Genomic DNA, 12,870 nt, shown 5'->3' on the forward strand with positions numbered 1-12,870 from the left:
AAACAGCCTTTTATCCATTTTGTATTCACGGACTAATCCTTGTTTAATATTTTTTTATCTGTCTTTAACTTAAGATTAGTAGATTAAAAATGAACTTGCGTAATGATTTATAATAAAGTGAAGCAGAAAAATTCAGGCAGAAATTTTGTGATGTGAATCCCCCGATCCAGCTTGCCCTTATACATAAACAGAAGTAATAGGCTCCGACATACATCTGACTATTGGTAGCCTCTTTGCGTACACCCCGCGGATTTTCCTCGAGATGTCTAAGAATAGAGCTGGACTGGTTTGTTGAACTGGTTTAGATGATTCGGGGAATTCAGGCATTAGCATGCCTGTAGACACGACTTAAACTACTGCCATCAACACCGCGGTCAGATAATTACCTTCAGGAAAAGAAGCCAGAGTAGGATGACAACTTGCCGGACCATAGACTCCGAGAATTCGTACCTGTTTGCCTACAGCCCCAGCTTGTGCACTAACCAAAGTACAAAACTCCTGTGATGACAGTGCAGAAGAACAGTTGCAGGTCATCAATAGCGAACCCGCTTTCATATTCTTAAACACTTCCCTGTGCAGAAAACGATAATAATTTTTTGCCTTTTGCACATGCTGCTGTGAAGGGACTAACTTAGGGGGATCGAGAACAACAATATCATATTCCCCAGCCTTTACGAGATAATCACGCGCATCAGCCTCGATAAAATCAATAGTGGTCAGGTTATTTAATTTGGCATTGTGTTTCGCTTGATGTATTGCCTGTGCTGAACTGTCAACAGCAGTGACACGTGAAGCTCCTGCTTTAGCCGCATGCAATGCAAAACCACCGGTATAGGTATAAAGATCAAGGAGAGATTTACCTTTGGATAACTCAGCTATTCGTTTATGATTTTCTCTTTGATCAATAAATAAGCCGGTTTTTTGTGCATGAGCAAATTCAACTTGAAATTTAACTCCCTCCTCTAAAACCTCTGCTGTCTGTTTAATGTCCCGTGTTTCAACGTTCTTCCAACCATCCTGCGCTAATGGTTTGCTTTGCGAAATCCAAATCAACTGATCTTCTGGAAGGAGTTCGTGAAGCGCTTGAGAAATGAGTTCTTTATTCAATTCAACCCAATACGCTGAACTGGAAATCACACAGATCTGATTGAATCTGTCGATAGTCAGTCCAGAAAGACCATCAGCTTCACTGTTGAATAATCTATACGCCGTAGTCTGTTCACTGGGTAAATTTAAACTCTGTCTAACTCTCTGTGCCTGGTGGAGTCTGTGAGTAATTATTGATTTATAACTGCTTTGATCGAATGGCTCATTTGCTAATGCTAAAACTCGAACCCGATATAAGGAATGTTCATTATAGACGCCAACCCCAATATACTCTCCTTCCGAGCCATGGATCTCCACTAAATTCCCTGTAACAAGTTTGCCGCTATTTCGGGCAATGGCCTTGGGAAAAATCCAGGGATGCCCTCTTAATACGGTATTTTGTTTTGCTGCTACTAAAAAAATTTTAGCACTCATTTCTATTTCCCACAGACCAAAAGTCGGCTAATCTACACTATTGAATGATATTTCTGCAATGGAGAAAAGGACAATTATGCTGCAACCTATAAAAAAGATATTCATTATCCTATGTTTATCACTTTTTAGCTCTTTAACATGTGCAGATCCCTGGTTTACAGGTCCCTTACTCGCTCCCGCAGGGCATACCATTCCCAAAGGTCATTCCAACTTAGAAGTCTATGGTATCGATGTATTCACTGATGGGGCCTATAATGCAGCAGGCAACGTCATACGAACCCCTCTATTCAGATCGTTTATTATTAATCCGATACTGTCACATGGCTTTACTGACTGGCTGGACTTTCAAATAACTGTTCCATATATGTTCAACTCAACACGTGGTGTCAATTCAAACCGATTGACTGATGTCTCTGCTGCAGCAGGGTTTCAATTATTTGAACAAAAAGGTGCGCTTAATCGTATGGACGTTCGTGTTTTACTGCAAGAAACCATCCCTACCGGACGTTATGATCATCTGAATCCTCAGTTAGCGGGAACTGATGCAACGGGACTTGGGGCTTACCAGACTCAATTGGGTTTAAACCTGCAATACCTGCTTCCTGTATTTAATACTCATTATTTACGTACCAGACTCATCATTTCCCGCATATTCGGTAGCAATGTATGGGTTAATGGGCTTAGCAGTTATGGTGGAACGCCCAATACACATGGCAGAATCAGATTAGGCGCAGAAAATGATTATGATCTGGCATTTGAATATACATTAACTCAACACTGGGTTGCTGTTATGGAAGGCTACATTTCAAACGGGCAAAATACACGCTTTAATGGTATCCTCGACATTGGAAGCGTAGGAAGTCCACCTACCAATGTCAATATCGGTAATGGTGCATTTCAAGAAAAAGCTCTTGCACCAGCATTAGAATATAACTTTAATTCTAATGTGGGTATTATTGGCGGTGTCTGGTTTCCAGTCAGTGGGAAAAACACATCCCATTATCTGACCTATATGTTAGCACTTAATGCATTTTGGTAATAAATAAAGGCATGCACTACCATGGAAAAAAAAAATAAATTCTCATACGGACTTACGCTAGGTGCCCTTGGGGTTGTATACGGCGATATCGGCACCAGTCCATTATATGCCTTAAAAGTTACCTTATCCAATCTGCCCATAACCCAGGCCGCTGTACTGGGTGTTTTATCACTCATATTTTGGTGTCTAATAATCATTATTTCCTACAAATATCTAATTATTGTATTTCGTGCTGATAATGATGGAGAAGGAGGCATTCTTGCCCTCCTGGCGTTAATGAAACATAAAAGCACCAAATATGAACCAATATTCTATATTGTGGCGATATTTGGTGCGGGACTTTTATTGGGTGATGGCATGCTTACTCCAGCCATATCGGTTATCAGTGCTGTAGAAGGTCTGGGAACCTTATCACATACCTTCACGCCTTTTATTCTGCCGACAGCCTGCATCATACTTATCTTTCTTTTTATGATTCAATCTCGGGGTACAGAAAGCATTGGCTATCTCTTTGGCCCCTTCATTATGGTCTGGTTTCTTACTATAGCCATACTGGGAGTCATTCAAATCATCAAACTTCCATTAGTACTTGAAGCCATAAATCCCTATTACGGTATTTCTTTTTTATATCAGGAAGGATTACGCGGTTACCTGTTATTAGGCGGAATATTTCTGGTTATGACTGGAGGCGAAGCTCTATTTGCGGATATTGGTCATTTTGGTAAAAAACCTATAAGAGCCAGTTGGTTTATAATCGTTCTACCCTGTCTGCTGCTTAATTATTTTGGTCAAGGTGCCAATTTATTATCCCATCCGGAGTGCATCAGCAACCCCTTCTATATGATCGCTCCGAGCTGGTTCTATTTACCATTAATCATCATTGCCACATTCGCGACCATCATTGCTTCGCAAGCGGTCATTTCAGCAACATTTTCTTTAACCAAACAAGCTGTATTATTAAGTTTATGTCCACGAATACCCATCATCCAGACGTCCAGAAAACACTCAGGTCAAATTTACGTACCGCAAATTAATTTTATTCTGTTTGTAGGCACTCTGTTTTTTGCACTAACATTCAGAACTTCAGACAATCTAGCACATGCCTACGGTATTGCCGTCAACATTGACATGCTTTTGGTCGATGCGATGGTCGCTTATGCAGCCATATCGATTTGGGATTGGTCGAAGTTTAAAATTGGAATGGTTTTTGGTTTGTTCATTGCGATAGACTTCGCATTTTTGGGCGCTAATTTCCATAAATTCTTTACTGGTGGCTGGGTTCCAGTCATTTTTGCCTTATTCATCGCCTTTGTCATGTACACATGGAAGTATGGATTGGAATATTTAAGAAACAATTTCTATTTGAATAAAGAAGATATTTCAAAAATATTAAAACAACTGCAATATAAAAGCCTGAACCAATTACCGGGTGTGACTGCAATTTTCATCACTGATGTTTATGATAAAAGCGGGGGAAGTTTTCTTCACTTTTTAAAACTCAGCAGATCAGTTCCTGAAAACGTGCTTATTGTTAATTATGTAGTAGAGAATATTCCTTACGTGCATTACAGCGAACGCTATGAAATTGCTTGTCTTGATGAACGGGTATGTAAACTCACGTTGCATTATGGCTTTATGGAAACCATTTCGCTGCCCAGAGCTTTAGAAAAAGCTAGCGAAAAAAATCTTTTGCCTTTCAAATTAAATATTGATCATGCAACTTATATGGTTGAAATACCTAATGTAATGGCGTCAAAATCCAAGAAATCATTAGCTTTCTACACTCAGGAGCGGTTATTTTCCTTCCTGATGCGCAATTATTCAGCAAATCTGAATATTGAATTTTTTAAATTGCCCTACAACAGAACAATTGCTATCGGTACTTACTGTATTTTATAAACAGATCAGAGCAGTTCAGGTTGAATTAAAGGCAGTTCAACCATGAACTGCGGTCTTTAAAACAGATCAGTTTACCTTATCTGACATGTTATACATTCGTGAACGCTTCGTATTAATCAGGATACTGATCGCAGCATGAATTATTTCATGGTAAAATTTCCAATTTATTTAAAGGATAAAACATGTGGTTCAATAATGCTCTTATATATCAATACGAATTGGATGAAGCATGTGATTTAAATGCTTCTTTAGCTGAAGAAATTCTTAAACCATGTCCTCCACATGCGCGATTTACATATGGATGGCTTCCTGCCTTTGCAGATGAAATGGTTCATGAAGTTGCTGGTAGTGCACTGATATGCATGGGCAAAGAAGAGCGTATATTACCTCGTGGGGTAATTAACAAAATGCTTGAAGAAAAAATCCAGATGATTGAGACACAACATGGCCGGACTGTGAAGCGAGCTGAAAAGGCTCAAATTGCAGAAGACCTGGAATTTGAATTACTGCCCAAGTCATTTTGCGTCCAAAAAAGACTGCCTGCAATTCTTGATACCGTCAGTAAACGCATTATTATTAATGCATCAAGCAACAATCAGGCCTCTCAGCTTACATCACTTTTAAGAAAATCCGTTGCAGGAATTACTATAGAACCGCTTACACATACAGAAAATCTGGCAGTTCGATTTGCCGAGTGGATTCATTCTCCTGAAACCTTACCTGAGGATTTCCAGTTAGCATCTGACTGTTTGTTGTTTTCTCTTGATGATGAAAAAAAACGAGTACATTGTAAAGGATATGAATTACCGGCTGAGGAAATTTTAACTTTGCTCTCTCAGGGAATGGCTACTGCTGAAATTTCATTAATCTGGAAAGAACGCATTCAGTTCACGCTAACTCATGATTTTACTTTTAAAAAACTGAAAAGCCTCGATTATCTGCTAGATGATTTTAATGAAATCAGGGAACTGGACGAAGAATACCAACGCCAGGACGCAGCTTTAACCTTATTAGGCGGTGAATTAAGAGAACTGACTAATGATCTTCTAAAAGCATTGCTTCCCTCTTCTGCAACCTCAGCTCCATTAAATTCCGAAGAAGAATCAGAAGAAGAGGCTATGGTTTAATTAAATCATAAGTCTTAGAATTATCCCTGCAAACTGAATATTCAAATCTACCGGGTTCCAGTCTCACTAGAACCCGGGTTACCTCTAGAAATAAATCTAATGAATAACCATTGCTCTGCGAACATCTGCTTTTAATTCAAGCGAAGTTATATATCAACGATTGAGCATAAACAATTATCTATGTGAACATAGCGAAACAATCCAGATTATAGTTCTAATAAAATTCGGTTCTGGATTACTTCGTTATGCTCGAAAAGATGGGGTATTATAAGAACGGTGTACGTTAAATAAATTGAATATCCGCGTGAGAAAGAAAGAGGGGAAATACTGAACTCTCCCCTCTAATACAATTAAGAAGCAACTCGGACCATATTGGACGTGTGATAGGTAGCTTGATAGACAGCCATCGCATCTTCTGCGGCCTTTTTAAGTCCTAAAGCCATGTTGGCATCATACATTATCACCAGTGCTTGTTGAGCGCTTGGAGCCTGGGGATAGGTTTTTACCAAATAATTGGCGCGTTCTATAGCTGCGACATACATTTTACGTTTGAAGTAGTACTGTGACACATCCAGTTCATGTTGAGCAAACATATTACGCAGATAAATCATACGCTGTAAGGCGTTCGCTTTATATTTACTGTTTGGGAACTTTTGAATCAAGGTCGCAAAATCAAGGAAAGCCTGTGTTTGGGTACCGGGATCACGCCATGATTCATCCATGGGGAATACTTTAGCAAAAACACCCCGAGTCTGTTGAAAATTAGCTAAACCACGCATGTAATAAGCATAATCAACATTTTTAGCGCGAGGATAAAGATGAATAAAACGTTCTGCTGTTGCCGCCGCAGAAGGATAATCTTCATTCTGATAGTAAGCATAAATTAATTCCATTTGCGATTGCTCAGTATAATCACTAAAAGGATACATGGATTCCATCGCTTCAAGCTGTTTCGCAGCCGTCGCATACTCTTGTTTGCGTAACGATTTTTGTGATGCGGTATAAAGCTGTTTCGCGGTCATCCCCTTATATGGATTTTTTTCTTCGTCATCCTGATTCCATTTGGCACAAGAGGACAAGGCAATAACAAGACCAACCAGGAACACAATTTGAATTCGTTTCATAAACTACACCTATATTTTGTATCTGTTGCACTATCCAACAGCGACAGGAAAATTTGGGACATTATACCTAGGACACACTAATTTGCGAACACTCTCTCGCTGATTCTTTAATTTAAATAACAGGAACATAGAACAGAAGTACTGGATTCATTACAATTAACCAAAGTTCATCAAAAATTTCAAAAACCATTTGCAAAACATCAGACGTTACGATAGTATTCTCGGCTGTCGGAGAGGTGGCAGAGCGGTCGAATGCGGCGGTCTTGAAAACCGTTGAAGGGCAACCTTCCCAGGGTTCGAATCCCTGCCTCTCCGCCAAGTCTATTTCGTACTCTATTGAAATAACACGTTTTTAAATGTTTGTATAATGAGCATTTCACAGCATAGCACCACATAATTAATTCCTAATACACCCTCCTGGATCATTCTTCTTACTTTATATTAATTTGTACCTTTACTTTAATCCAATCTGCAATAAATGTAGCCTGTATTAGACGAAGTCGTAATACAGGATTAAGCTCTCTTGCAAATCCATGATCTGGTAAAGAGGATGCTGATATAAAATAGTACATCGATTCATTTAACCTTGAATTATAGATCATAGACGGGAGGTCTCTTTGAAAAAGCTACCCTGTATTACGACTTTGTCTAATACAGGCTACTCTCACTCGTGAACAAAATAATGATAAGACTCCTCACCACTAAGCATGCAGCGCTAGTTGCTCATTTAATGCAAGGACACCCTCATTGGAATGACAAAGGGATTTAAATTGCAAATTAATTTAAATCACTGTGCCTCTTTAATAGTAAGGAGCGCTCAGGTACACACAAAGACACATCAATTATGACCTTACTCTATTAATGAATAATTGATGTGTCCCTTTATTTAAAACGTGCGTACACACCTGACTCTATTAAAAAGCCCTTTGCTCACCGCTCCTTGAGTGCCGGTATTAAAGAGTTGACGCCAAGCCCTGGCTGGATCAGTAGCAAATTCGGTAGAACTCCAATATCCATCACTAAAAAAACCACCAATGGCAACACGATTAGTAAAGAGACAGTTTAATTGATCTTTTGCAGGAAGGAACCAATCTGCATAACACGTATTCCCAGCCTGACAAGGAGTATTTCCCTGAGAATCAATAGCATATCCATCGCACAGTTGTGCCGCATAATTACCAGCACCTAATACTCCTACAATCATTGCAGTGTTGTTAGCCCCACGAACTGTACTTATTGCATTGGTCGCAGTAAAAGCTCCCCATATAATGCTCGAACTATTATCCACAGTAGCAGCGATCAAGTTAAAAAATCCTCCATTAATGCATGCAATGACACCACCATTTGATGCTTGTCCCGGAGCTGTTGTTACATAGGTATACCCATTAACCAGCGTTGCTCCACCAGCCGGGGTGTCAATAACTACATCTACTACTCCAGCAACGTGTGCTGGCGTTATTGCCGTTACTGTAGAGGTGTTTATTACATTAATATTAGTTGCCGATGCTCCGCCAAAGGTCACGTTAGTAGCTCCGGTTAGCCCTGATCCGGTTAATGTAACGGTTACCCCTCCTGCTGCTGTTCCTGAGTTTGGATTTACCTGCGTCAAAGTACTTCCTGATTCGATTTTAATTGCTGCCGTTAAAGCATTAGTATTGGTGCCCTGAATGCTGAAATTTGTTAATGGAACCACCGTATTTCCCGGAGTAAATGTGAGTGTACAACTGCTTCCTGGTGGCACCTGAGCACAGGTATTTCCTGTTTCGGTCACATTTCCATCTAACGCAGTACCGGTGAAATTCGAAGTAATGTTGGTGGCCGCAACTTCGGTAGACGAATTACTTATGACTAACTGGCCTGATGCACCATTCACCGTTAGCGTCAAAGGAGAACCGTTCACTGAAATATTTGCATCCAATATTGGTGGTGCCTGAGTGATATGAAGACTATCCGATTTGCCCGGTTGGTAACACTGATGAGGACTTTTATCATGCTGACACACTATTGGTCCCTCCATAATTGGCGCGTTTAACTGACTACCGTTTATTTGCAAGGACAGAATGCAGGATCCTTTACTGGTCAACACAAATGGACTGCCGCAAATATCGAATCCGCTGGTGATTTGAGTTATACCGTGCAGAGCCTGCATGATTAATTTATTCGCACTTTTGGATTGATTGGTTATTCGGTATTGCACTGTCGCTGTTCCATTAGCAGGTACTGCTCTCGTAGTAGCTGTTAACGGCTCAAATGTCCATAAAGGACTTGCCTGTAATACTGATATGAATAGCAGTAACAAGAGACTAGACACTATTTTATGGAGCATTTTAATTGTGTTTCTTCGCATATCTGTTTCCTTACATAAGATAAGTTTAAATGAAATACTTCTATCGTGTTGATGTTAAACTCAAGACCTAAGCTAAAAATCAGACCCAGCCTAACCGGACTCACTATTTATGCCAGTAAGAATTAGATGCTTAACACGTAAATGGTCAGTATTTGGGTTTAACTCTTTTAAACGCCAGCATTACCCATATAGATGAATGCAGTGTTGATGAGTATTCTGATTTTCTGGTTTTCTGGTTTAATCCAGACATTGGGAGCGATCATTCTCCGGTCAGGGATGACTTAATTTTAGTGAGTTCTCTGTCTCAACAATCCATATGTTTTTATAAAACAATGACAACTCATTGTTTATATTTATATGTAATCAAAAAAATATAAGGATTTCAATAGGTTAGTAAATTAAAAGAACTATCTCAATAAACTCATGAATTTCGTCATCCAGAGCGTAGCGAAGGATCACCACATGCGAGCACAGCACCACGCTCAGGAGATCCCTCATTGCATTCGGGATGACGTTTCCTTCGGAAATTTGGTTATTTTAAGCGTAGTGAAGGACTCTCCTGGATAAAGCAAGAAGCGTAGGTCGGTTCGAAACCCGACATTGCTCTCTAAGATCGTAGCCTGTATTAGACGAAGTCGTAATACAGGAAACAAGCACTTCATAAATTCGCTGTCATGAGAAGTTTGATAGAGGTATCAGACTATATACATTAGTTTAAAGTAGGAAGAACGATGATAATCGGGTAGTACCTCCCTGTATTACGACTTCGTCGAATACAGGCTATGTTTATTAATTGCTAAATCTTTTCATGGGACATTTTAATGATTTTAAGATCCCCTCATCCGCCTGTCGGCACCTTCTCCCGGAGGGAGAAGGACAATTTTATGAGATCTCGCTAATCTTTAAAACGGAACTTTTAGCATAGTGTAAAGATAACATCGGGTTTGAAAATGGATAGAGCTGCATACTCTGCATGCTCTAAACACAATATACTTCGCACAGGTAACTATTAAATTATTGAAGCTAAACCTTCATAATCAATAAATTTCACCCGTTTTTTTATAAACTTCATCAATAGCTTTCAAGGATTCTAAAAGTTGCTGCATTTTGGCTAAAGGCCAGCTATTCGGTCCATCGCTCAACGCTTTATCAGGATCGGGATGTGTCTCCATAAAAATACCGGAAATACCTGCTGCAACAGCAGCCCTGGCAAGAACAGGAATAAATTCTCGTTGACCGCCTGATACGCCATTATTTCCACCTGGCAATTGTACGGAATGAGTCGCATCATAAACTACAGGACACCCTGTTTCACGCATTATTGCCAGTGACCTCATGTCTGAAACCAGATTGTTGTAACCAAAGCTTACTCCGCGCTCACAGGCCATTATCTGTTCATTGCCTTCAGCTTTAGCCTTTGCAATAACATGTTTCATTTCCCAAGGTGCCAGAAACTGTCCTTTTTTGATATTCACCGGCTTATTCAATGCGGCAACCTTTTGTATAAAATTGGTTTGTCTGCATAAAAAAGCAGGTGTCTGTAACACATCAACAACACTGGACACTTCAAGCAAAGGGGTATCTTCATGAACGTCAGTTAACACCGGCACGCCAATTTGAGATTTTACTTTTTCAAGGATCAACAAACCCTTTTCAAAACCAGGTCCTCTATAACTCGAAATGGACGATCGGTTTGCTTTATCAAAAGAAGATTTATAGATAAAAGGAATATTGATCTGAGCACACATTTCCTTTAAATAACCTGCTGTTTCCAAAGCCAATTCTTCGCTTTCAATAACACAAGGACCAGCAATTAAAAATAATGGTTTATCGATACCTACTTCAAATCCACACAATCTCATGCTTTTTCCTTTTCTTGATGTATTTTTCGAGCTGCCAGTACAAATTGTTTAAACAGAGGATGACTCTCTCTAGGGTTTGAAGTAAATTCAGGATGAAATTGACAGGCCAGGAACCAGGGATGATCGGCTAATTCAACCATTTCCACCAGGGATCCATCTGCTGAACGTCCTGCAATGATTAAGCCATGTTTCACCAACTCTTCTACGTATCTGTTATTCACTTCATATCGATGACGATGACGTTCTACAATTTGTGATGTACCATAGACGTTTCGCGCTAAAGTTCCTTCTTCCAATTGACACAATTGAGCGCCAAGTCGCATCGTTCCACCCAGATCGGTATCTTCAGTTCGTGTTTGTCTGCTGCCATCAGCATCCATCCACTCACTAATCAATCCTAAAACTGGATAAGGTGTCTCTTTATTAAATTCAGTAGAATTCGCACCTTTCCATCCGACTACATTTCGGGCAAACTCAATTACTGCTGTTTGCATACCCAGACAAATCCCCAAGAAAGGAATCTTATGTTCACGGGCATATTGGATGGCTTTAATTTTTCCTTCAACACCCCTTTCCCCAAATCCACCAGGAACAAGAATTGCATCCATCCCTTCCAGTAATGTGGCGCCGTGTTTTTCGATCAGTTCCGCATCCAGATAAATGATTTCTACTTTGGTTTGAGTATGTATTCCTGCATGGAGAAGCGCTTCATTAATCGATTTATAAGCATCATTCAACTCTGTATATTTGCCCACCATGGCAATTTTTACTGTCATGGTCTGAATAGCCTGCATACCCACAACGCGTTGCCATTCACTTAAATCTGCCGGGTTCACGGTCAGACCTAATTTTTTAACAACAATTTCATCCAAGCCTTGTTCATGCAAAATCATCGGAATTTGATAAATACTTTTAGCATCTTCAAGCGCGATGACCCCTTCTTTTTCAACGTTGGTAAATAATGCGATTTTAGCGCGATCTGCTGAGGAAATGGCTTTCTCTGAACGACATATCAAAATGTCAGGCTGAATACCTATTGAACGCAATTCTTTTACAGAGTGCTGCGTCGGTTTGGTTTTGGTCTCACCAGAGGTTGCAATATAAGGCACTAAAGTGAGATGAATAAATAACGCTCTCTGGGCACCTAATTCAATACGCATTTGCCGGATGGCTTCAAGAAAAGGAAGTGACTCAATATCACCTACCGTACCGCCAATTTCAACCATTGCTACATCAAACCCATCTGCGCCTAATTTGATGCATCGTTTGATTTCATTGGTGATATGTGGAATTACCTGAACAGTTCCCCCCAGGTAGTCGCCCTTTCTTTCTTTTTTAATCACGTTTTCGTAAATTTTACCAGTCGTAAAATTATTACGTTTAGTCATGGTCGTTTTAACAAAACGTTCATAATGACCAAGATCGAGATCAGTTTCTGCCCCATCATTAGTAACAAAAACCTCTCCATGCTGAAATGGACTCATGGTGCCAGGGTCTACATTGATGTAGGGATCAAGCTTTATGAGAGTAACACTAAGACCTCGAGCCTCAAGAATAGCTGCGAGTGACGCGGCAGCAATACCCTTCCCTAAAGAAGAGACGACTCCGCCTGTAATAAAAATATAATTTGTCATTTTTGACCCCGTTCGAAATGCCGAATCCACCAAATTGGCGCTAAATTAAATTTGCATGTAAACGGGATTTAATTCTACCAAAATGAGGATATAAATAACACAAATTTAAGAAAATTATTATTTGGACTTCTTATGCTGTTAACGCTTGCTGTACCTAAAGGACTCGAGTCAAGATTATCATGCCTAATGTACTATATAACTTTTTCATTCATCATCCTGGGAGTACCGTCATCCCGAACGCACTATGAGAGCGTCAAATTCAGGCACAGCACCACGTTCAGGAGATCCCTCGTGTCACTCGGGATGACGGTTAAATT

General features: G+C 39.9%; 9 protein-coding genes and 1 tRNA gene. 4 read left to right on the forward strand and 6 right to left on the reverse strand.

The features are described from left to right. Positions 1–348: 348 nt before the first annotated feature. On the reverse strand, positions 349–1,521 hold the full coding sequence (locus IZU94_RS14395) for a class I SAM-dependent rRNA methyltransferase (RefSeq protein WP_203112053.1): 1,173 nt from the start codon (positions 1,519–1,521) through the stop codon (positions 349–351). Positions 1,522–1,597: 76 nt separating this feature from the next. On the opposite strand from IZU94_RS14395, the gene IZU94_RS14400 reads away from it, so the two are divergent. The 3 genes from IZU94_RS14400 (at position 1,598) to IZU94_RS14410 (ending at position 5,586) form a co-directional block, all read left to right on the forward strand. Then, positions 1,598–2,560: a hypothetical protein gene (locus tag IZU94_RS14400; RefSeq protein WP_238400451.1), complete on the forward strand. Its 963-nt coding sequence runs from the start codon at positions 1,598–1,600 to the stop codon at positions 2,558–2,560. Positions 2,561–2,581: 21 nt separating this feature from the next. Further along, positions 2,582–4,459, forward strand: a complete 1,878-nt coding sequence (locus IZU94_RS14405; RefSeq protein ID WP_203112058.1) for a potassium transporter Kup — start codon at positions 2,582–2,584, stop codon at positions 4,457–4,459. A gap of 182 nt (positions 4,460–4,641) precedes the next feature. After that, entirely contained in the window at positions 4,642–5,586 is a 945-nt protein-coding gene (locus IZU94_RS14410; protein ID WP_203112060.1) for a recombination-associated protein RdgC, read from the forward strand. 350 nt (positions 5,587–5,936) lie between these two features. Here IZU94_RS14410 and IZU94_RS14415 read toward each other — a convergent pair whose 3' ends face one another. Then, positions 5,937–6,710: an outer membrane protein assembly factor BamD gene (locus IZU94_RS14415; protein ID WP_203112061.1), complete on the reverse strand. Its 774-nt coding sequence runs from the start codon at positions 6,708–6,710 to the stop codon at positions 5,937–5,939. Between the two features lie 230 nt (positions 6,711–6,940). On the opposite strand from IZU94_RS14415, the gene IZU94_RS14420 reads away from it, so the two are divergent. After that, positions 6,941–7,028: transfer RNA gene (locus IZU94_RS14420), tRNA-Ser, on the forward strand. Positions 7,029–7,141: 113 nt separating this feature from the next. Here IZU94_RS14420 and IZU94_RS14425 read toward each other — a convergent pair. From IZU94_RS14425 to pyrG, 4 genes are all read right to left on the reverse strand, one after another. Then, on the reverse strand, positions 7,142–7,282 hold the full coding sequence (locus IZU94_RS14425; RefSeq protein ID WP_203112063.1) for a hypothetical protein: 141 nt from the start codon (positions 7,280–7,282) through the stop codon (positions 7,142–7,144). 314 nt (positions 7,283–7,596) lie between these two features. Further along, entirely contained in the window at positions 7,597–9,057 is a 1,461-nt protein-coding gene (locus IZU94_RS14430) for an IPT/TIG domain-containing protein (protein WP_238400452.1), read from the reverse strand. A gap of 1,037 nt (positions 9,058–10,094) precedes the next feature. Beyond that, positions 10,095–10,919, reverse strand: a complete 825-nt coding sequence (kdsA, locus tag IZU94_RS14435) for a 3-deoxy-8-phosphooctulonate synthase (RefSeq protein WP_203112066.1) — start codon at positions 10,917–10,919, stop codon at positions 10,095–10,097. Then, positions 10,916–12,553, reverse strand: coding sequence for a CTP synthase (gene pyrG, locus IZU94_RS14440; protein ID WP_203112070.1), 1,638 nt, complete (start codon positions 12,551–12,553; stop codon positions 10,916–10,918). Before pyrG ends, kdsA begins: the two co-directional genes overlap by 4 nt. Positions 12,554–12,870: the final 317 nt, after the last annotated feature.

It is taken from the genome of Legionella bononiensis (assembly GCF_016786215.1).
In the GTDB taxonomy this organism is placed as follows: Bacteria; Pseudomonadota; Gammaproteobacteria; order Legionellales; family Legionellaceae; genus Legionella; species Legionella bononiensis.